Raw genomic sequence first — 20937 nt, 5'->3', positions numbered from 1 at the left:
TTGTCGTTGCTATCTTATATCCATTAGCGTCTGCATTATTCCAAATGAGCTAATGGTCAGAAAACTTACTGTTTCACGGTTTCAAAAAGGGGTTATCACATTATTTGTGGCAGCATCTCAAATTTTGTTTTCGCAATCCGGAGATACGATCCGGGAGAAAACAATTCTTCCCATCCGGATTTATAAAAAAGATTTTAAAGAAATTCTTCCGGCTCAGATACTTTCCGGTGAGCAGCTTGAAAGGCTGAACAGCCAGTCTGTGGCTGATGCTTTACGGTATTTTTCAGGAGTACAGATCAAAGATTATGGTGGAATGGGCGGACTGAAAACGGTGAATATCCGGAGTATGGGAAGCCAGCATGTTGGGGTTTTCTACGACGGTATTCAATTGGGGAATGTTCAGAACGGAATCGTGGATCTTGGAAAATTCTCCCTAGATGATATTGAGGCTGTTTCTTTATACAACGGCCAGAAAAGTGAGATCTTCCAGCCTGCAAAAGATTTCGGCTCTTCGGGATCTATTTATCTTCAGCCTAAAATACCTGTTTTTAAAGAAGATCAGAAAACGAACTTAACGGTTAAATTAAAATTAGGGTCGATAAGTTTATTCAATCCTTCATTCCGCCTGGAACAGAAGATCTCTGATAAAGTTTCGGCAAGTTTCAGTTCGGAGTTTGTACAAAGTGACGGATTGTATAAGTATAAATATGAGAAAAAGAATTCTGACGGATCTGTTGCGAATGATACGATTGCCAGAAGGTATGATTCCTATATCCGTGCTAAACGTTTTGAAACCAGTTTTAACGGAACCATAAATGAAGGAAGCTGGAGTGTACGCGGATACGGCTATATTTCAGACCGAGGAATTCCTACTGCTGTTGTTAATAATGATTTCGGACCGAAAGGCCAGCAAATGCTGGATGAAAATTATTTTGTTCAGGCCAGCTTCAGAAAAAAACTGTTTCCGAAATTTGAAACCCAGGTCAAAGCCAAATTTGGCTATGACTATACCAGATTTCTAGATACAGTTAATGTTGCGACAACGGTTTTGCCAATAGATAATTCTTACATACAGAGAGAACTTTATTTTTCCACATCAAATATTTATTCCATCAATAAGAACTGGGATGTAAGCGGGAGTTTTGACTTTCAGTACAATAATCTTGATGCTAGCCTGAGGGATTTTTCATATCCCACCCGCCATACCTCACTGCTTTCTTTTGCTACTACTTATCAATGGAACAGGTTTAAGTTTTTAGGGAGTATTTTGGGAACATTTGTTCATGAAAATGTAAAAATGAATGCCAAATCTCCGGACAAAACCGAATGGACACCTTCTGCTTTCCTGAATTACCAGCCGTCCGAATCCAAAGATTTTACACTAAGAGCTTTTTACAAAAGAGTTTTCAGGATGCCTACTTTCAACGACCTCTACTACACAATGATCGGAAACGTGATGCTGAAACCTGAGTATACGAATCAGTATGATATTGGATTTACCTATCAGAAACTCTATGACCACAAAGTTTTTAAAGGAATTTATGTGAAAGTGGACGGATATTATAATGAAGTGGAGAATAAGATTGTAGCTGTTCCTACTACCAATCTTTTCAGATGGATGATGACCAATCTGGGTAATGTAAAGATCATCGGGACAGATGTTAATATCCAGGCTGAATTTGATATCAGTAAAGTTAAACTAAAACCCCTCGTGAGCTATACTTATCAGCGGGCCGGAGATTATACCGATAAAAAAGAAGACTATTACGGAGATCAGATTCCTTATGTGCCGTGGCATGCTCTCACCTTTACGCTGATGACAGATTATAAAGACTGGAGTTTCAACTATAGTTTTATGTATACCGGAGAACGTTATGATGCCCAGCTGAATAATATCCGGGCCAATTATCTGCAGCCGTGGTATACTCATGATTTATCTATCCAGAAAAAATTCAATTGGCATTCACACCAGCTTAAGGCAGGTTTTGAGGTCAACAATGTACTGGATCAATACTATGACGTGGTAAGGAATTATCCTATGCCCGGAAGAAATTTTAAACTCATTGTAAGCTTTACATTATGAAAAAACTGAACTTTTGCCTGCTGGCTTTTGCATTGCTATTCCTGTTTTCCTGCCGGACGGATGATTATGTTGTTCCTTCCGAAAAAGATGAGGTAAGTACAGGGGAAGATACTCCGATTAAAGGATTCTATCTTTTAAATGAAGGAAATATGGGCAGCAACAAATGTACGCTCGATTATTTCGATTACGCAACAGGAACCTACCACAAGAATATTTATGCAGAAATAAATCCAAGTGTGGTAAAAGAGTTGGGAGATGTGGGGAATGACATTATGATTTATGGAAGTAAAATGTATGTAGTGGTTAATGTTTCCAATAAAATAGAAGTATTGGACGCCAAAACTGCAAAACGCATCAAAACGATACAGCTGCAAAACTGCCGTTACATGTCTTTCAAAGGAAATAAAATATATGCAAGCAGCTACGCCGGCCCCGTTGAGCTGAATCCAAATTCTCCACCGGGAAAAGTAGTTGAAATTGATACCACCTCACTTAGCATTGAAAGGCAGGTCGTGGTAGGATATCAGCCTGAAGAAATGGAAATTATCGGAGATCAGCTTTTTGTAGCAAATTCCGGAGGATATATGTTCCCTAACTATGACAGAACTGTTTCTGTTATTGACCTGAACACTTTTACACAAACAAAAAAAATTGACGTCGCGATTAATCTTCATCGTCTGCAGAAAGATAATTACGGAGATCTGTATGTCAGCTCCAGGGGAGATTATTACAATATTCCGTCCAGTCTGTTTCTTGTAGATGCAGCAACAGGAACTGTGAAAAAAGATTTTCATGTTGCTGTAAGCGGAATGACGATTGTGAATGATAAGCTGTATTACTATGGAAATGAATTTAATTACAATACCCATTCCTACGTCAAGACCTTCGGAATTATAGATGTCAAGACCGAGCAGGTTATTGCTACTAAAATTATTGACCAGCAGTATGCAGATGAGATCAAGGCACCTTATGGAATTGCTGTAAATCCTTATACAGAGGATATTTACCTTACAGATGCCAGAAATTATGTGACTACCGGATATGTATACTGTTTTGATAAAACCGGAAAATTTAAGTGGAAGACTGAAGGTGGAAATATCCCCGCCCATTTTACTTTTTTATATAAATAATCAGAAAAAGAATGGAAAGAAAAACAATACAAATTGTAAAGACAGTGCTTTTTTCTTCGGTTTTGCTGGCAATGGCAGCCTGTAAAAGCGACACTGAAGAAGTTGCGGAAGAAGTAATATTTCCTGCAGAAGTTCTTAAAGAATCCTATACGATCGACAGGCTGAAGCTATTGAATATAGATCCGAAAATTGAAGGCAAGCTGACGTGGAGTATTAAGGATTCCATTATTTCCGATCAGCAGCAGCTGGATTTTGTAAGTGTCTACACCAAAACTTATCCTTTAGCCCTGAAAGTTGAAGTAAAGGGAGTTGTGAAGGTTTATCAATCACAGATTATAGTAAATAAAGAGCAGACACCTTACAGTAAATATATTAAGGATGTTTTTGAATTCCGTCCTGCTGTCGGGCAGTTTATCAATGAAGTTCCGGAATATGTTAGTGGAAATACCGAGGCAAGCATGCTCCAAAAAGCAAAAGAGTCTTTAATAGGAGGGAATTCTACTATGATTACGTTGGGAGGTTTCGGAGGATATGTTTCCTTCGGCTTTGATCATACGATTCCGAATCTTGAAGGAAGGGATTTCAAAATCCTGGGTAATGCATTCTGGGGAAATAATGCAGCCACAACAAGATCAGGTTCCTGCGAACCCGGAATTATTATGGTAGCCTATGATAAAAATAAAAACGGCAAGCCGGACGAAGATGAATGGTATGAGATTGCCGGCAGCGAATATTTTAAAAATTCAACTACAAAAAATTATAGCATAACTTATTTCAAACCCAATGAAAACAAGCCCCCCGTTCCCGGAAGTGAGTTTTGGCAGACTGATGTGGAGTACATCAAATGGCAGGATGATTTTGGGAATTCTGGATTTAAAACTAAAAACACCTTCCATGCACAAAGCTATTATCCTTTATGGTTTCAGAATGCTTCTTACAGCCTGACAGGAACCAGACTTAAAGATAATTTTTACGACCAGAGCGGAACGGGGACTTATTGGGTGGGAACGTCTTATGACTATGGCTATGCAGACAATGCACCGAATAATGATGAAGCTTCCAATATTGATATTTCCTGGGCTGTAGATAAAAACGGGAAATATGTAAAGCTTCCGGGTATCGATTTTATTAAGGTATATACGGGAGTCAATCAGGAAGCCGGCTGGCTTGGGGAAGTTTCTACAGAAGTGGCAGGCGCTTATGATCTGCACTTTAATTAAAATACGGACTACAAAATTTAATAAATATATTCAAAATGAAAAAGTTTTACCTTTTTACGGTACTGTTTCTGTTTGCGTTCTTTGCCAATGCACAGGTAAGAGTACAGGGTGTACCCAGGAATGATATTCAGGGGACGAGCAGCAATCAGCTGAACGCTACAGTAACGACCAACATCAGTTTTTCTGATATCCAGTATTGGGTTGGAAGCGGGACAAACCAAGCGGCTTTCGTTGTACAGTGGAACGACAGTAAAAATCCTGATGCTTTGGTATGGGGATTCAGATGGAACGGTAATGCTACGGGGGAAGATATGCTGAAAGCCATTGCGCAGGCGGATCACAGATTTTTCACATTGCTTTATCCCGGAACACAGTTCGGAACAGCTATTGGAGGTCTGGGTTTTGACCTGAACGGACAGAATAGTAATGCACTTTACAAAAATGGAAATACAACCTATCCTCTTTATCCTGTGAGCGGTATCGTAAATACAGCAGCCTATGATTTTGATGATTATACTGCGGCAGATACCGGTGATCATTGGGGATCAGGATGGTATAACAGCTACTGGTCTTATTGGGTGAAGGATCCTTCGGATGCTGATTTTGGATATTCCGGGGTAGGGGCTTCTTCCCGCGTGCTTCAGAACGGTTCATGGGATGTATGGAACTTTAATCCGGGAATGAATTCTTTCCCTATTTCTTCTACATTAACTCCAGTGTCATCTTATGTAGCTTCTACTAATTTTACTACAGGTTACTTTATGGTGAATGAAGAATGGTTCGGGCATACGAACGGTTCTGTAAATTTTATCGATAATAATGGTCAGGTTAACTACCGTGTATACAGTAATGCTAATAATAACCAGGCTTTTGGCGCAACAACGCAGTATGGAACAATCTATGGGGATAAATTTTATTTTGTCTCAAAGCAGGCAGCAGATGGAGGAGATACTCAATATACACCGGGAGGAAGGCTTGTTGTTGCCAATGCACAGACAATGCAGAAAATTGCAGGTTTTAACAATATAGGAGGTGGTGACGGAAGATCTTTTGTAGGTGTTAATGAAAACAAAGGGTATATCGGAGCTTCTAACGGAGTTTATGTATTTGATATTGCCAATTTACAGGTTGGAAGCTTAATTGCCGGAACTGGCGGAGGCGGTCAATACGCGGGGCAAATCGGAAATATGATCCGTTCTTCTAAATATGTATTTGCAGTAAAACAGTCTGCGGGGATTTTAGTAATTGATCCGGCTACCGATACTCTGATTAATACGGTACCGGGAGCTTTTCATTCTGTTGTTCAGGCAAAAGACGGAAGTATCTGGGCTATTCAGGATCAGAAATTAGTGAATATAAATCCAACGACTTTTGCAACAACTGTTTATAATATTCCAACAACTAAGTATCTGGGTTCTTGGGGAGCATGGAATGCGGGAAGTTTTTCAGCGAGCAGTAAGCAGAATGTTTTATATTGGATTAATTCCATTAACAGTTTCAGCTCAGGGACACAAATTGTGAAATTTGATGTAACGACGAAAGCGTTCAATGAAAGTTTTGCAACAATTCCGGGCCAGACAGGAACTTACAAACAGATTCCTTACGGTGCAGGTCTTCGTGTCAATCCAACCACCGATGAGCTGATTCTCAATACTACGGAAAGCGGTTATGGAGCACACTACCAGAAAAACTGGATTCATACTTTTAATACCAGCGGAACTCTTACGAATACGAAAATACTTAATGATTATTACTGGTTCCCGGCTTTGGCTGTATTCCCGGATAATACACTTCCGATTGTAAGCAGTACTTTCCCGTCACAGGTTAACCTGGGGTCTGTATCTACAATTGATCTGAAGACAATAGTTTCTGATGAGGATAATCTTTCATCGGCAATTGTAAAATCAATTAAATCGAATTCAAATCCAGCAGTTGTTTCTGCAATAATCAATGCTAATGATGAACTTGTATTGACTCCGGTTGCTTCAGGGACGTCTGAGATTAAGATCAGCTTTAATTCAAACGGAAAGGTTGTTGAAAAAGTACTTACTGTCAACAGTACAACTTCTACTTTAGCCACTGCAGAAGTGAAGAAAATTGAATTCAGTATCTATCCGAATCCGGTTACCGATATTCTTACTATTAAAACTCAGGAGAAAATCTTAAATGTTTCTGTTTACGATGCTTCCGGTAAAATGATTAATACACAGCTTAACAATGGTCAGATTAATGTAAGTATGCTTCCAAATGGAATGTATATTCTGAAGGCTGTAACTGACAAGGCAGTGTACCAGCAGAAATTGATCAAGAAATAGTTTTCACAGTCTATTTTTATTTCAATGGATCGGCGGCCCTTCGGGCCGCCGATTTTTTATTACATTATCAGATAAAATAATTCCGGCGGGCTGAAAGCCCGCCGGAACCTTATTCCTCAAGTATTTTAATTGGTAATCCTAATTTTACGTGAATATACCTTTTTATCTTTTGTTTCTATTGTCAGAATATAAATTCCTTCCGGTTGTGGTGAAGACATTTCGAAAGTTTTAGATTTCAGGATAGACCTGTGTATCTCTTTTCCTGAAGCATTTCTTAACGTAACTTCAGATCCTTCTAACGGAACATTACCTCCCAGAGTGATCTGTCCGTTTTTACTGTATGCCAGAATGTTGGCAAGAGGATCCTGATAAGCGTAATAGATTCTGAATCCGCCGCCAAGGCTTAATACACCACCACTCAGTCTTATTTTAACTGCATTATATGAGCTGGCAGGAATAAGCTCAATAGTTGCTCTGGTAGGATTATCTGCAAGCTTCAGTAAATTACCGGTTATCATTTGGCTGTCATTATTGGCTGTTGTTCCACTCAGTGTTTCTATATATACGCCGCTTAAAAGCTGAACTGTCAGAGGAATGTCATTAGTGCCGATACCGATTACTAATTTGGTGTTGATCCTCACTTCAGGGAATCTCAAGGTCTGTTCAACACCTCCTAATAAAACGGTACCCATGACCATGGTAGAATAATTGTCTTCGTTATCTCCCAGAGCATTCAGGGGATTCTGTACACCACAAGCCAGACATACTCCGTATACATTGGAAACCTGGTCATGGGCATAAATTCTGCTTTGTGCCTGGCTGTTGTTTGATTGAAATAAAAATCCTAGAAATAATGCAGCCTGAAAAAGGCGGCTTTTTGAAAATAGAATAGATTTCATGCTTTAGAAGTTTTTGGTTAATGTTTCATTCAAATTTAAGCATAAAAGTATATGTTTACAATATTATTTCTAGTTAATGTGAATTATAATTTTATTTTAAAATATTCTTCAATATGGCTTTGTTTGGATTATTTTTTTCGTCCTTTAATATTGGGCAGGAAAGCAGTTATGATACCCATAAGAGGCAGGAAGGCACAGATTTTAAATACATATTCAATACTCGTATCATCGGCCAAAGCCCCAAGAACAGCTGAGCCGATTCCACCCATACCAAACATGAATCCGAAAAACAAACCTGCAACCAATCCTATTTTATTGGGCATAAGATCCGTAGCATATACCAGGATTGCAGAGAATGCTGATGCAATAATTAATCCGATTAAAACAGCAAATATTACCGTCCATAGCAATGGAAGGTAGGGAAGGCATAGAGTAAAAGGTGCAGCTCCCAGAATGGAGACCCAAATGATTTTTTTCCTTCCGTATTTATCACCCAGTTTTCCGCCCAGAATTGTTCCTATTGCAACTGCAGCCAGAAACATAAATAGATACAGTTGGGAATCTTTTACAGAAATATGAAACTTATCGATAAGAAAGAATGTAAAATAATTAGTCATTGATGCCAGGTAAATATATTTGGAAAATACCAGTGCCAGCAAAACGATAATTGAAAATATGACTTTTTTGCGTGACAGCTGTATTGTAATAATATTGTCCGGGTGCTGAACTGTTTTTTTTAACAATAACCTTTCAGCGTACCAGTTTCCGATTCTCCATAATACTATAATTCCTACGAACGCTGCTATGGCAAAAAGCCCTACATAACCCTGACCTAAAGGAAGTACAATCAGAGCAACCAATAATGGACCGATAGCGCTTCCTGAATTTCCTCCTACCTGAAAGATAGATTGGGCAAGTCCTTTTTGTCCTCCGGATGCCAGTTGTGCCACTCTGGAAGCTTCAGGATGAAAAATTGATGATCCCATACCGATTAAAGCAACTGAAACAAGAATCATGTAATATTGATGAGATGATGCCAAAAGTAGTAATCCGGCCATTGAAAATCCCATACCTATGGCTAATGATCTTGGATTGGGCTTTTTATCAGTATAAATTCCGACAAATGGCTGTAAAATGGATGCCGTAAGCTGAAATACCAATGTAATAATACCGATCTGTGCAAAGGACAGGCTGAATTCACCCTTCAGGATTGGATACAATGATGGGATGGTAGATTGTATCAGATCATTCAGAAAATGAGAAAAACTGATCATAAATAGGATCGGATAAACAATCTTAGTTGTATCAATGGTTTGGGACTGTGGATTTTTCATGAATTGAAAATTTTAAATTCATCATGTCATCTGATGAATTTGATTAAAAAATTATTTTTAATAAACTTTATCAACAATGAGCTGAGCAATACGGGCAGCATTTTCAGGATCTTTATTTTCTATACATTTATAAAGATCAGTATGTATTTTTTGTGAAAGCCTGAAAGATTCGGTATTGTTGTTATGGCTGGTTTCAAAAGTTCTGAGGATATTCTTACTTGTAATTTTGTAGATTTCTTTCAAAAGGCTATTGCCACACGCTTCAGCAATGGAAATGTGAAAATTGATATCAGCCTGATAACATTCCTGAGCAAGGTTTTCAGCAGCCAGTTTTTCTCTGAGATCCAGATACTTTTTAATAGTTTCCAGTTCTTTTTCACTCCGATAGGTTGCTGCTCTTGCTGCAATTTTTGAATCAAGAAGAGAACGTACTTCATATACTTCTTCAATCTCAGCCTTGCTGATCTGAGTTTCCAATGATTCCTGCACATTTTTGGAAGTCACAAATGTACCTACACCCTGTTGAACACTTAAAACTCCCTTTATTGAAAGGATTTTTATAGCTTCCCGGATGCTGGACCGGCCCACTCCATAAATCTTCATCAGTTCAGGCTCAATAGGAAGCTTGTCACCGATGGCATATTCATCGTTGATTATTCCCTGAATCAATCTCTCTGCGACTTCCTGAGCTAATGATTTTCTTTGAATCTGCATAATACATCTTATCATCTGATGAATGCAAAGGTAAATCTTTTTCCGGAATATCCACAACAAATTAGATAAAGTTTAAATGATGCAAATAAAAAAGAGAGCTGCAGGTAATGTCTCTCTTTATATTCAGATTATAAATAAGTTTTTTAATGTATTTTAAATCAATTAATTATGTTATTCAATAGCACTAATGATCTTGAAAATATCCCGTTTGGATTCTTCAAATATTTCACCTCCAAATTCTTCGTTATCCAGTGAGATTATGGTTACATCTTTCACTCCCATCATTCCGAAAACAAATTTTAAGTAGGTTGTCTGGAAATTCATATGCTCATTTTTTTCACTTTCGCCATATCCTGTGTCTCCTCTGCTTGAAAGGATGAATAGCTTCTTGTTTTCGAGCAGTCCGACATAGTCGCCATCAGGTTTTCCGGAGCGGAATTTCCATGTTTCATTGATTCTTATTACCTGATCTATATAGGCTTTTAGTCCACTGGGAATAGACCAATTGTACATAGGTGTTCCAATTACATAAATATTGTTTTCCTTCAGCTCTTTTATCAGCTCATTGCTGAACTGTAATGCTTTCTGATTTTCTTCATTCCGGTTTTCCGGTTTTGTAAATGCTCCTGCAATCCATTTTTCGTTAATAGGTTCTATAATTTCCAGACCTGCTTCCCTGAAAGTGATATGGTCATCCGGATGTCTGCTTGTCCAGTTATTAACAAATAATTGAGTCAGTTTTCTGCTGTATGACCGTTCCGCTCTGATGCTTGCATTGATAATAAGTAATTTGTTCATCTCTTTAAATTTAATAAAACAAAGGTCCGAACTTAAAAAATGAAGGATATTGATCTAGTTCAATGGATTTTATTTTTCTTGCGAATCCTGCTCAGGAATTCTGCTGAGATCCCCAGATAGGAGGCAATCAGATATTGTGGGATTCTGACTGCAATTTCCGGATAGGTCTGAAGAAAATCCAGATAACGGTATTCTGCATTATAAATATGATTATAGATAATTCTTTTTTGCAAAGCTCCGAGATAACTTTCCAAAATGATCCGGAAATATCTTTCAAGGGCAGGAATCTGTTCCAGCATTTTTTGAAAAGAATGAAAACTGATTTGTAAAAGTTCTGTTTTTTCTAACGCCTGGATATTGTATATAGATGGTTCCTGTTTGCGGAAACTCTCCATATCCGTTGCCCACCAGTCATCTATAGAAAAATAAAGAACCTCTTCATCACCGCTGTCAGTATTTATACAGAATGCCTTCAAAGTCCCGGAGACGATATAGTTATCCGTACGGCAAATTTCTCCGTTTCTCAACAGATAGTCACCTTTCTCCAAAACCTTTTTTGACCAGAAGGTATCCATAAGCGCTTGTTCCTCTTTTGTGAGTTGAACATGCTTTGAAATGGTGTCAGTTAATTTTTGCAAACCGTTCAATCTATTATGATTTAAAGAATTATTGGTAAGCAAATGTAATGAAAGGGATTGTAAAGTATATAAAAAGAAAAACAGGAAAAATGAATAATCACTTTTCCTGTTTAGTAGCCCGTAGGGGAATCGAACCCCTCTTACCAGAATGAAAATCTGAGGTCCTAACCGATAGACGAACGGGCCCTCTATCTTCCACTATTAAATAGTGTGTTAGATTTTTGTTTTTATAAGTTTACAACTCTTATCATATAATTACTCGGTTAGTAGTAATTATATTTAGTAGCCCGTAGGGGAATCGAACCCCTCTTACCAGAATGAAAATCTGAGGTCCTAACCGATAGACGAACGGGCCAACTATACTTTTACGCTAATTTATTAACGTGCTTAGTTAATTTACTTTTCAAGTTAGCAGCTTTGTTTTTGTGGATAATGTTTTTCTTAGCTAATTTATCCAATAAAGCGATAACTTTTGGCAGTTGCTCTGTAGCAGCAGCTTTGTTTTCTTCATTTCTCAAAACTTTAAGAGCAGTTCTTGCAGTCTTGTGATAATATCTGTTACGAACCTTTCTAACTTCGTTTTGTCTAATTCTCTTTAATGCTGATTTATGATTTGCCATATCGTTCAAATGTGAGTGCAAAACTATAAACTTTTTTCCAATCTGCCAAATTTATTTTTAACTTTTTTTAAATTTCTTCTGACAGGTATTTTCTGAGTTTATCTATTGCTTGTTCTATTTTTAAATTCTCTTGTTCTCGCTCTATTTTTTTGATTGTGCTGCTTAGCATAATCATTGCATTGTTCCATTCTCCCGTAGTATTAGTAAAGGAAAGACCATCAATTGTTACTTCAAAGGCAACCCTTTCTCCTGTCCGGTAAAGTCTGAAACTTATTTTATCATCCCTGCCTGTAATCCCGTCTTCATTGATCTGTAAATCATAACTTTTTGGGTTAGAGTGGATTTTCTTAAAAAGAAGTTTCGCTTCTTGTATTTTTAAATCCGGCATGATATAAAATTTGGGTAGTCTACTATAGGATTTTGTCCAAAAGACTTAATAAATTAGTATTCAATCATTTGCTTTTTCTCAAAATAAAGAAAGCACTTTAAGGGTTTATGCAGACTTTACTGTTTCATTGAGAATAAATGCGGTTGCAAAAATAAATAATTTTTTTTAATTTCCTAATAGCTTGGCCATATATTATTACGGGTTCTGCAAATTTTATCATAAATAATTAAATCCCAACTGATTTATATAAAATAATTCATGCTCGATTATATTATTGTGGAATCAAATTTCATCTTCTTATAAGAAAGTTTTAGAATGAATAAGTTCTTATGTTATGAAAAATAACCGGTATTTACATGAGCAGAGATTTTTTTTTAAATTTGTTAAAATGGGGGAATAAAAAAAGGACTCGATTAAAAGTCCTTGATTTTATGAAATGTAGCCTATAGGGGAATCGAACCCCTGTTGCAAGAATGAAAATCTTGAGTCCTGACCACTAGACGAATAGGCCAAATTTTGAGGTTGCAAAGGTAATAATTAACTTTTTAACTCCAAAATTATTTTTTACGTTATTTAAAAACTTTTTGGATAATAGTATTCTTGATTCCTTTGGATTCAAGGTCTTTTTGAAGCTTTACAGCGTCTTCTAACGTAAATACTTTACCATAGGTGTAATAAAACACTCCATTGTCTTTATTTCTTTCCACATCTTTCAATGTCTGAAGAATAAACGAGTTGCCATTAAGTTTATCGCCTGTATATACTTCAATAGTATAATAGCCAGTCAAAAGTTTTTGGTTAGGCATAAATCCTACTGCATAAGCATTTCTGAATCCTGCATCCTTAGCAGTTTTAAGATTGATATCTCTTATCGAAGCCATATTGGTTACTCCGTAGTAGTATTTGTACTGTCCGTTATCTTTAATAGGAAGAATATAGTTTAAGCCTTTTAAAGCAGGGTCTCCGTCATTATATTTTACAGGAGAGCTAAGTAAAAGAATTCTGAAATCATTTTTTAAAGGAGATTCGGCAGGCTTTTCAGGCTCAGGTTTTCTTACAGCTATAGAAGAACCTCCTGTTTTTCTGTCAATGGCTTTTTTATAGTCAATGATGGCATTGTAGATACTTTCCGAAATCTCGGTTTGCCCCTTATCAGATGCCAGATAATGGCTTTCTTCCGGGTGGTTGATGAAACCGGTTTCTATCAGTACAGAGGGCATTGCATTCATTCGAAGTACGTGAAGGTTTTTTTGAAAAACACCTCTTGAAAATCTCTTATCTTTATTCACAAAATTGTCTTCCACCAATCCGCCAAGCAGCAGGCTGGATTCCAGATATTTGTTTTGCTGAAGTTTCAGTGCAATAAGAGATTCCGGAGAACTCGGGTTATAAGAACCGAAGGTCTGTCTGTCTTTTTCATCAAGAAAGATCACATCATTCTCTCTTTTCGCAACTTCCAGATTCTCATCATTCTGATTAGGTCCCTGTACATAGGTTTCAGTTCCGTAAGCGGTAGGTCTTTGTGAAGAATTACAGTGGATGGAGACAAATAAATCAGCTTTACTTCTGTTAGCTAAATTAGTTCTGTCAGAAAGAGAAGGATATTCATCGAACTTACGGGTATATATAACTTTGAAATCTCTGTTTTTTTCCAGCATGGCCCCTACTTTTAGGGTAACGGCAAGCGTAACGTCTTTTTCAGCAACCCTTCCGATATCTGCATAAGTCCTGTTCGCTCCATGATCACTTCCCCCATGACCAGCATCCAAAACAATTGTAAATTTCTTTTGAGAGAAAATTAAAATGCCGGAAAGAAGAAGGAGAAATGATAAAATTATTTTAAATTTTTGTTTGTACATCTTACAGTTTTAAAAATTATACTAATTTTGAGCCTTAATTATAGAATAAAATTGGCCAAAACCGTCCTCAAAAATATATTACAAATTTTAATTATCCTAATTTTTAACAATTTTTTAGCACAGAAAACCCTTGAAAAATTGCCTAAAAATGTGGTTAATGATACTATTTCCAAAAAGGATACCATTGTTGTAAAAAAGGAAGCTTTAGATGATGTTCTCCGAACAAAAGCAGATGATCAGCGAAGAGATGTTCCTAAGAAAATGACCTTCCTGAATAAAAATGCCCAGGTGAAATACCAGGACATGCAGATTGATGCAGATTATATTTCTATTGATGACAATAAAAATCTGATCTACGCCCGCGGAAAACAGGATTCTTTAGGCAAAATCATTGAACCTGTAATAACTACTCAGGCCGGTAAGAAGTATGAGACCAATGAGTTCAGCTACAATACAAAAACCAAGCAGGCCATAGCTTTCAATGCGAGGACAGAAGAAAGTGAAGGAGTAATTACAGCACAGAAAACCAAAAAATATAATGATTCTGTTTTCGCAATGAGGAATGCGGATTATACTACAGATGAATATTATATCAAGAAAAAAGATACGGCTGCAGATTACTTTATGCGTGCATCCAATATTAAGCTGATCAAGAATAAAGATAAATCACAGATTGTTACGGGACCTATACAGATGTATATAGAAAAGGTACCTACACCTCTTATTCTTCCTTTTGCCATCCTTCCGTTTTCGCAAAAAAGAGCAGCCGGTATCCTGATTCCGAGTTTCGGGGAAAGGGAAGATGTAGGATTCTTCCTGAATGGATTGGGGTATTATCAGCCGATCGGAGAACATTTTGACCTTAAAGTACTTGCCGATATTTATACCAAAGGAAGCTGGAACTTAAGGCCTCAGATGAATTACCTCAAGAAATACCGCTATTCCGGAACATTTACAGCAGATGTGGGAACAATGGTAAGAGGAATTAAAGGTTTGGATGATTATACCAAAAACAGTACCTACAGAATTGCATGGACACATACTCAGGATACAAAGGCGAACCCTTTCCTGACTTTCAGCGCTTCTGTGGATATCGTAAGTACCAAATTTTATAACAACCCGCTTAACAATAACTATATTTTCAACCAGAATGTGCTGAATACACAGCAGAGTTCAGCGGTAACGGTTACAAAAAGATTCTTAAAACTGCCTGCTACCATTACCGGAACGGCATCCTATTCTCAAAACTTTGCTACCGGACTTGCAGATCTCCGTCTTCCTCAAATGAATGTGGCAATCAATCAGTTTTATCTGTTTAAATCAAAAACCGGAGTGAGACAGGGACTTCTTGAAAATATTACCGTGAACACAGGTTTTAACCTTACAAACTTTGTGACCACGCAAGAGAATGAGCTTTTTACAAAGGCAATGTGGGATAAAATGCAGACGGGACTTAAGAATAATATTGCTCTGGGAACAAATACAACCTTGGCAAAATATTTTACATTCAGTTTAAGTGCAACTATTGATAATGCTTTAACTACGAAAACACTTAATAAATATTATGATCCTGTAAAAAATGTGGAAGTGGATGAAATTCAGAAAAACATTGCAGGATATTCTACGTTCTCTTCATCTGCCAGTCTTCAGACAACCCTTTACGGAATGCTGAAGTTTAAAAAAGGTTCTGCGGTGGAAGCAGTAAGACATATGATGACGCCAAGTCTTAGCTTTACGTATTCACCGGATTTCTCAAGTCCTGGATTTGGATATTATAAAAATTACTATAATGCACAAGGAGCTTTGACACCTTATTCTATTTTTGAGAAAGGAATTGTAGGAAGCCCGTCAAGTGGAGTAGTAGGAGCTTTAGGTTTTAATATTGGAAATAATATTGAAATGAAGGTAAAGTCTAAAAGTGATTCTACCGGAGTGAAGAAAATAAAGATCTTTGAATCTCTTAGCCTTTCAGGAAACTACAACTTTGCGGCAAAAGATCATCCTTGGTCTGTATTTAGTATTAACGGGCAGTCTTCTTTCTTCAATAATAAATTAAATGTCAATACAAGTCTTTCACTTGATCCATATAAAATAGTTTTTGCACCGGGTGCAACACAAGGAGTGAGAACAGAAGAGTTTGGGCATTTCAGTGTACAAGGATTCAACGTACAGTTATCTTATCCTTTGAGCAGCGAGATCTTTGGTGAAAAAACAGATTATGCCAAAAAATATCCTGCAAAAGGAGAAGTAAGAAATGAAAATTATTATTTTGATGATGATAACTATGCTCATTTCGATCAGGCATGGACTTTGAATATTAATGCGAACTATGCCTATTCAAAGGGATTGTCAGCACTTGGTACCAAGATTGCCTCAATAGGTCTGGACGGAAGCATCAAACTGACTCCGTACTGGAATATCAATGGAAGTACGCATTTTGACCTGGTGACAAAAGATCTGGCTTACACAAGAATCGGGTTTTCCAGAGACCAGCGAAGTTTTACGATCAATTTCAACTGGGTTCCTTTCGGGCAGTATAAGGTTTATGACTTCTTTATCGGTATCAAAGCCAATATCTTAAGTGATGCGCTGAAGTATAAAGACAGAAGTTTCACACAACCAGGAGCACCTTTCTAATATCAGATTGACAATTGTAAATATAAATTTTATATTTGCAACCAGAATAAATTCTAATGTATTTCCCATTAACAAAAATTTTGAATAAAATGATGGTGATTGCATAAGATCTAAAAAAATAAATATCCACATATGAAACAAATAATCAACACAGTTAATGCACCTGCAGCAATCGGGCCTTATTCACAAGCTAATATGGCGAACGGAGTTTTATATATTTCGGGACAGATTCCTGTAGATCCGTCAACTGGTAAATTGGTAGAGGGAATTGAGAAGGAAACGCATCAGGTTATGAAAAACCTTGAGGCTATCCTTACTGAAGCAGGAATGACTTTCAAAAATGTAGTGAAAGCAACCATTTTCCTTAAAAGTATGGATGATTTTGCTGTAATGAATGATATTTATGCTTCATATCTTGATGCAGACAGCTATCCGGCTCGTGAAACTGTACAGGTTTCCTGCCTGCCTAAGAATGTTGATATTGAAATTTCTATGATCGCACATCAGGATTAATGAACTTTATAAGAAATACAATTGCGGTTCTTGTAGGTCTTGCCATAGCAGGGCTTATTATCACTCTTGGTATAAGAGTTTTTCCGCAATGGATCACTTTCGAGGCTTTTGCTCCTTTTGAACACTGGCAAAGGTTTCTTTACAGCATGAGAGGCGATAATGCCTTTTTCGGATTCCTTTTGTTTATCTCGGGATTGGGAACAACGGTAGGGGGAGTAGCTACTGCACTTATCGTAAAATATGCTAAGGTGGCGTATGCTATTCTTATCGGATTTATTATGCTTTTCATCGCCATGCTGGATGTTATTATATTTCCGTATCATCCTACATTTTATAAGATCTCTATTTTCCTTACTTTCTTTCCGTTTTCATGGATCGGAGGAAAAATTGTAGCTGTCATTTATGAGCGGAAAAGCAAAAGAAGAATTGCTGAGAAAATGAACAAAACAAAATAAAAAACGCTGCAGATTTCTGCAGCGTTTTTCTTGATATGAAAAGACTATTGTCTGTATTTATTAAGGCATTTTGAATCCTTTGGTATAGATTCTTCCATAGTCATCTACAAATTTCACCTGTACATTACCCTGATATTTATCCAGGATCTTTTCTACATCTTTCTGTGAATTCACCGGTTTGCCGTTAATCTCTATAATGATGTAATTGTCTACAATTCCGATTTTGGCCATCTCACTTCCTTCGTTTACATCTTTAGCAACAACACCGCTGTTTAATCCGTATTCTGTTTTAAATTTTTCAGTAAGCGGATCAAATTCTGCCCCTATTTTTTCAGTAACGCTTAAATCAGCCTTTGTTCTTGTGGAAGTTCCTCCTTTCTGATCCTTCAGTGTTACTGTAGTGGTATTTTCCTTGCCGTTTCTTGAATAAGTTACCTGAACTTTATCACCAGGACGTTTGCTTCCGATAGACATGGAAAGATCAGCGAAATCTGTAATGTCATAAGCATCTATTTTAGTGATGATATCTCCTTTTTTCAGGCCTGCATCTTCAGCACCGCTGTTATCCCCAAATCCTGTTACATATACTCCGGAACCGGCTTTAATATTGGTTTTGAACTGCTTGTTGTAAGCCATCACTTGCTGGTCATTAGAAAGGTCTAATGATGAAACCCCTAAGAATCCTCTTTGTACGATTCCGAATTTCTTGATATCTTCAACAATTTTTCTTGCTAAATTGGAAGGAACAGCAAATCCGTACCCCTGATAATATCCTGTAGTAGACTGGATCGCAGAGTTGATCCCGATAAGATCACCGTTGACGTTTACCAGTGCCCCTCCTGAATTACCCGGGTTAATTGCTGCATCGGTTTGGATAAAGCTTTCAATTGGGTTTGTAGCTTTCCCCTGACCTCCAAGAATACCAATTCCTCTACCTTTGGCGGAAACAATTCCTGCTGTTACTGTAGAATTTAATCCAAGTGGATTTCCTACTGCAAGTACCCATTGTCCAACCTCAATATTGTCTGAATTAGCAAAATTTAAATAAGGAAGCCCTTTTTCTTCAATCTTTAATAATGAAATATCTGTATTTGGGTCAGTCCCTACAAGGTTTGCGATATAAGCCTTCTTGTTGCTTAAGACAACTTCCAGTTTATTGGCGCCCGCTACAACGTGGTTGTTGGAGATGATATATCCGTCCGGGGAAATAATTACCCCTGATCCCATTCCCGAAGGCATATTGTCCGGAGCCTGCTGCTTCTGTCTCTGCTGTCCGCCTCCACCTCCGAAAGGATCTCCGAAGAAGAAATCAAACAAATCCTGCTCTGAAGCTCTGCTCGTTGATCTACTCTGATAGTTTTTGATCGTCACAACAGCCGGAACGGTAGTCTTAGACGCTTTTACGAAATCATCACCTACAGTTCCTGTATTCATTCCTACAAATGATGCATTAGGAGCTGTTGCTGTGAAGTAAGACTGGTCACTATTATTAGAATGCTGACCGAAATATTGTAATGTCCCAACGGTAGTTGCTCCTGAAACAACTCCAACTACTGCAAATGGTAATAGTTTTTTTAAAGTACTCTTCATTGTATATCTTTCTTTTTATTTATGATTAACTGTTTTACACTAAGCAAATTTAATGCTAAATAAGTAGTCAGTTATTACGTGATGTTTCAATTTTAACTAAAATTTAACTGCTATTGTGTCATTTTATACATTATGTCGTAATCACGGCTGCTGTATTAACAAAACTTAAAAAATTATTAAAGTAAAAATGTGACATTTTGTTAGGCAGGTAGTATAAAAATATCATGATTAAGATACAACAATTAATCCAAAAACCTTTTATTGACTAACACATATGAAAGGCTGGGGCTTCCCTGATCCTATACTTAATTGAAAAATGATTATCTTTGCAAAAATATTTTTCTCACTTAAAACGTTTATAGCATGCAACTGTATAACACCTTAAGCGCAGAAGAAAGAGCTCAACTTATTGATGAAGCCGGTAAAGACCGTCTTACTTTGTCTTTCTATGCGTATGCGAAAATTCAAGATCCCAAAAAATTTCGCGACGAATTATTTATAGCCTGGAATGCATTAGATGCGCTTGGCCGTATTTATGTGGCAAATGAAGGAATTAATGCTCAGATGAGTATTCCTGCGGATCAATTTGAAGCATTTCGTGATACGCTGGAAGTCTATGATTTTATGAAAGGGATCCGTTTAAATGTAGCGGTTGATCAGGACAATCATTCTTTTTTAAAACTGACGATAAAAGTCAGAAATAAAATTGTTGCTGATGGTCTGAATGACGATACTTTCGATGTTACCAATAAAGGAATTCACTTAAAAGCTCAGGAATTTAATAATCTGCTTGAAGATCCGAATACAATTGTGGTGGATTTCAGAAACCATTATGAAAGTGAAGTAGGTCATTTTGAAGGAGCTATTACTCCCGATGTAGAAAATTTCAGAGAAAGTTTACCGATCATCAACGAACAGTTACAGGATTATAAAGAAGATAAGAATCTGCTAATGTACTGTACAGGAGGAATCCGTTGTGAAAAAGCCAGTGCTTACTTCAAGCATCAGGGTTTCAAAAATGTATACCAACTGGAAGGCGGAATTATTGAATATACCCGTCAGATAAAGGAAGAAGGTATAAAAAGTAAATTTATCGGGAAGAACTTTGTATTCGATCATCGTTTAGGCGAGCGAATTACTGACGATATCATTTCTCAGTGTCATCAGTGCGGAAAACCTTGTGATAACCATACCAACTGTTCCAATGATGCCTGTCATTTATTATTTATCCAGTGTGACGAATGTAAAGAGGCAATGGAAAACTGCTGTTCTACAGAATGTCTGGAAACCATCCACTTACCTTGGGATGAGCAGGTTAAATTAAGAAAAGGACTGCAGGTTGGAAATAAAGTGTTCAGAAAAGGGAAATCTGATGCTTTGAAATTTAAAAATTCAGGCGATTTACCTGACAAACCTTTAGCAAAAGCAGAAACAAAAAATATCCGCCAAAAAATAACAGTCAAAAAAGTTCTGATCGGAAAGGCGGAACATTATTATTCAAAATCAAAAATCGGACAGTTTTTATTGGAGAATAAAGAACTTTCTGTAGGTGATAAAGTATTGATTTCAGGTCCTACAACCGGTGAGCAGGAATTTACAATTACTGAAATTTTCGCTAATGGAAATCCTTGTGAAACGGCAAAAAAAGGAGATCAGATTACTTTTGAAATCCCGTTCAGAACCCGTTTGTCTGATAAATTATATAAAATTGTACAACCTTCTGAAAATGCATAATTACAGAAGA

Annotated in this window: 17 protein-coding genes and 3 tRNA genes; 8 read left to right on the top strand and 12 right to left on the bottom strand. The window is 37.1% G+C overall.

Annotated features, from left to right (window positions below; all coding sequences use genetic code 11):
- Positions 1-52 precede the first annotated feature (52 nt).
- From ACQWU4_RS08260 to ACQWU4_RS08245, 4 genes are read left to right on the top strand one after another with little or no spacing between them, the layout of a single operon-like run.
- The gene (locus tag ACQWU4_RS08260) at positions 53-2083 is read left to right on the top strand and encodes a TonB-dependent receptor plug domain-containing protein (protein WP_429935287.1); all 2031 of its coding nucleotides are present in this window, start codon (positions 53-55) and stop codon (positions 2081-2083) included.
- On the top strand, positions 2080-3213 hold the full coding sequence (locus tag ACQWU4_RS08255; protein WP_429935286.1) for a YncE family protein: 1134 nt from the start codon (positions 2080-2082) through the stop codon (positions 3211-3213). The genes ACQWU4_RS08260 and ACQWU4_RS08255 overlap by 4 nt, the downstream gene beginning before the upstream one ends.
- 11 nt (positions 3214-3224) lie before the next feature.
- The gene (locus ACQWU4_RS08250; protein WP_429935285.1) at positions 3225-4433 is read left to right on the top strand and encodes a cell surface protein; all 1209 of its coding nucleotides are present in this window, start codon (positions 3225-3227) and stop codon (positions 4431-4433) included.
- 35 nt (positions 4434-4468) lie between these two features.
- Positions 4469-6748: a DUF5074 domain-containing protein gene (locus ACQWU4_RS08245; RefSeq protein WP_429935284.1), complete on the top strand. Its 2280-nt coding sequence runs from the start codon at positions 4469-4471 to the stop codon at positions 6746-6748.
- A gap of 125 nt (positions 6749-6873) precedes the next feature.
- Here ACQWU4_RS08245 and ACQWU4_RS08240 read toward each other — a convergent pair whose 3' ends face one another.
- The 11 genes from ACQWU4_RS08240 to ACQWU4_RS08190 all read right to left on the bottom strand — a co-directional run bounded on the left by ACQWU4_RS08240 (position 6874) and on the right by ACQWU4_RS08190 (position 13998).
- Positions 6874-7647 carry a T9SS type A sorting domain-containing protein gene (locus ACQWU4_RS08240; RefSeq protein WP_429935283.1) on the bottom strand — a complete coding sequence of 258 codons (774 nt, stop codon included), beginning with the start codon at positions 7645-7647 and terminating at the stop codon, positions 6874-6876.
- Positions 7648-7775: 128 nt separating this feature from the next.
- Positions 7776-8981, bottom strand: coding sequence for an MFS transporter (locus ACQWU4_RS08235; RefSeq protein WP_429935282.1), 1206 nt, complete (start codon positions 8979-8981; stop codon positions 7776-7778).
- 57 nt (positions 8982-9038) lie between these two features.
- Positions 9039-9695: a FadR/GntR family transcriptional regulator gene (locus ACQWU4_RS08230; RefSeq protein ID WP_429935281.1), complete on the bottom strand. Its 657-nt coding sequence runs from the start codon at positions 9693-9695 to the stop codon at positions 9039-9041.
- A gap of 171 nt (positions 9696-9866) precedes the next feature.
- Positions 9867-10493, bottom strand: coding sequence for an FMN-dependent NADH-azoreductase (locus tag ACQWU4_RS08225; RefSeq protein ID WP_429935280.1), 627 nt, complete (start codon positions 10491-10493; stop codon positions 9867-9869).
- A 59-nt stretch (positions 10494-10552) separates the two neighbouring features.
- A complete protein-coding gene (locus tag ACQWU4_RS08220) occupies positions 10553-11131 on the bottom strand; it encodes a Crp/Fnr family transcriptional regulator (protein WP_429935279.1) in 579 nt (192 codons plus the stop codon).
- A 114-nt stretch (positions 11132-11245) separates the two neighbouring features.
- A tRNA-Glu gene (locus tag ACQWU4_RS08215) sits at positions 11246-11317 on the bottom strand.
- Between the two features lie 97 nt (positions 11318-11414).
- Positions 11415-11486: transfer RNA gene (locus ACQWU4_RS08210), tRNA-Glu, on the bottom strand.
- Positions 11487-11496: 10 nt separating this feature from the next.
- Positions 11497-11751 carry a 30S ribosomal protein S20 gene (gene rpsT, locus ACQWU4_RS08205; protein ID WP_048501176.1) on the bottom strand — a complete coding sequence of 85 codons (255 nt, stop codon included), beginning with the start codon at positions 11749-11751 and terminating at the stop codon, positions 11497-11499.
- A gap of 67 nt (positions 11752-11818) precedes the next feature.
- Positions 11819-12139, bottom strand: a complete 321-nt coding sequence (locus tag ACQWU4_RS08200) for a hypothetical protein (protein WP_429935278.1) — start codon at positions 12137-12139, stop codon at positions 11819-11821.
- A 439-nt stretch (positions 12140-12578) separates the two neighbouring features.
- A tRNA-Glu gene (locus ACQWU4_RS08195) sits at positions 12579-12650 on the bottom strand.
- A gap of 58 nt (positions 12651-12708) precedes the next feature.
- Complete coding sequence (locus ACQWU4_RS08190; protein ID WP_429935277.1) at positions 12709-13998, bottom strand: N-acetylmuramoyl-L-alanine amidase family protein; 1290 nt, start codon at positions 13996-13998, stop codon at positions 12709-12711.
- 51 nt (positions 13999-14049) lie between these two features.
- Between ACQWU4_RS08190 and ACQWU4_RS08185 the strand changes: the two genes are divergently transcribed.
- The 3 genes from ACQWU4_RS08185 to ACQWU4_RS08175 all read left to right on the top strand — a co-directional run bounded on the left by ACQWU4_RS08185 (position 14050) and on the right by ACQWU4_RS08175 (position 17603).
- Positions 14050-16635 (top strand): putative LPS assembly protein LptD, encoded by a 2586-nt coding sequence (locus ACQWU4_RS08185; protein WP_429935276.1) that lies wholly within the window; start codon positions 14050-14052, stop codon positions 16633-16635.
- Between the two features lie 132 nt (positions 16636-16767).
- Entirely contained in the window at positions 16768-17148 is a 381-nt protein-coding gene (locus tag ACQWU4_RS08180; protein WP_429935275.1) for a RidA family protein, read from the top strand.
- Positions 17148-17603, top strand: coding sequence for a hypothetical protein (locus ACQWU4_RS08175; protein ID WP_429935274.1), 456 nt, complete (start codon positions 17148-17150; stop codon positions 17601-17603). The genes ACQWU4_RS08180 and ACQWU4_RS08175 overlap by 1 nt, the downstream gene beginning before the upstream one ends.
- A gap of 60 nt (positions 17604-17663) precedes the next feature.
- Here ACQWU4_RS08175 and ACQWU4_RS08170 read toward each other — a convergent pair whose 3' ends face one another.
- Positions 17664-19193, bottom strand: a complete 1530-nt coding sequence (locus ACQWU4_RS08170; RefSeq protein WP_429935273.1) for a trypsin-like peptidase domain-containing protein — start codon at positions 19191-19193, stop codon at positions 17664-17666.
- A gap of 363 nt (positions 19194-19556) precedes the next feature.
- Here ACQWU4_RS08170 and ACQWU4_RS08165 point away from each other — a divergent pair, with 363 nt between their 5' ends.
- Positions 19557-20927, top strand: a complete 1371-nt coding sequence (locus ACQWU4_RS08165) for a rhodanese-related sulfurtransferase (protein WP_429935272.1) — start codon at positions 19557-19559, stop codon at positions 20925-20927.
- Positions 20928-20937 lie beyond the last annotated feature (10 nt).

It is taken from the genome of Chryseobacterium sp. MIQD13 (assembly GCF_050496705.1).
GTDB lineage: Bacteria > Bacteroidota > Bacteroidia > Flavobacteriales > Weeksellaceae > Chryseobacterium.
The sequence above is the reverse complement of the archived record's forward strand: the minus strand, read 5'-3'. Positions and strand labels throughout refer to the sequence as shown.

Bases quoted from the DNA above. Each gene is read 5' to 3' on its own strand.
- ACQWU4_RS08260 (WP_429935287.1), top strand. From the start codon at position 53: ATGGTCAGAAAACTTACTGTTTCACGGTTTCAAAAAGGGGTTATCACA.
- ACQWU4_RS08255 (WP_429935286.1), top strand. From the start codon at position 2,080: ATGAAAAAACTGAACTTTTGCCTGCTGGCTTTTGCATTGCTATTCCTG.
- ACQWU4_RS08250 (WP_429935285.1), top strand. From the start codon at position 3,225: ATGGAAAGAAAAACAATACAAATTGTAAAGACAGTGCTTTTTTCTTCG.
- ACQWU4_RS08245 (WP_429935284.1), top strand. From the start codon at position 4,469: ATGAAAAAGTTTTACCTTTTTACGGTACTGTTTCTGTTTGCGTTCTTT.
- ACQWU4_RS08240 (WP_429935283.1), bottom strand. From the start codon at position 7,647: ATGAAATCTATTCTATTTTCAAAAAGCCGCCTTTTTCAGGCTGCATTA.
- ACQWU4_RS08235 (WP_429935282.1), bottom strand. From the start codon at position 8,981: ATGAAAAATCCACAGTCCCAAACCATTGATACAACTAAGATTGTTTAT.
- ACQWU4_RS08230 (WP_429935281.1), bottom strand. From the start codon at position 9,695: ATGCAGATTCAAAGAAAATCATTAGCTCAGGAAGTCGCAGAGAGATTG.
- ACQWU4_RS08225 (WP_429935280.1), bottom strand. From the start codon at position 10,493: ATGAACAAATTACTTATTATCAATGCAAGCATCAGAGCGGAACGGTCA.
- rpsT (WP_048501176.1), bottom strand. From the start codon at position 11,751: ATGGCAAATCATAAATCAGCATTAAAGAGAATTAGACAAAACGAAGTT.
- ACQWU4_RS08200 (WP_429935278.1), bottom strand. From the start codon at position 12,139: ATGCCGGATTTAAAAATACAAGAAGCGAAACTTCTTTTTAAGAAAATC.
- ACQWU4_RS08190 (WP_429935277.1), bottom strand. From the start codon at position 13,998: ATGTACAAACAAAAATTTAAAATAATTTTATCATTTCTCCTTCTTCTT.
- ACQWU4_RS08180 (WP_429935275.1), top strand. From the start codon at position 16,768: ATGAAACAAATAATCAACACAGTTAATGCACCTGCAGCAATCGGGCCT.
- ACQWU4_RS08175 (WP_429935274.1), top strand. From the start codon at position 17,148: ATGAACTTTATAAGAAATACAATTGCGGTTCTTGTAGGTCTTGCCATA.
- ACQWU4_RS08170 (WP_429935273.1), bottom strand. From the start codon at position 19,193: ATGAAGAGTACTTTAAAAAAACTATTACCATTTGCAGTAGTTGGAGTT.
- ACQWU4_RS08165 (WP_429935272.1), top strand. From the start codon at position 19,557: ATGCAACTGTATAACACCTTAAGCGCAGAAGAAAGAGCTCAACTTATT.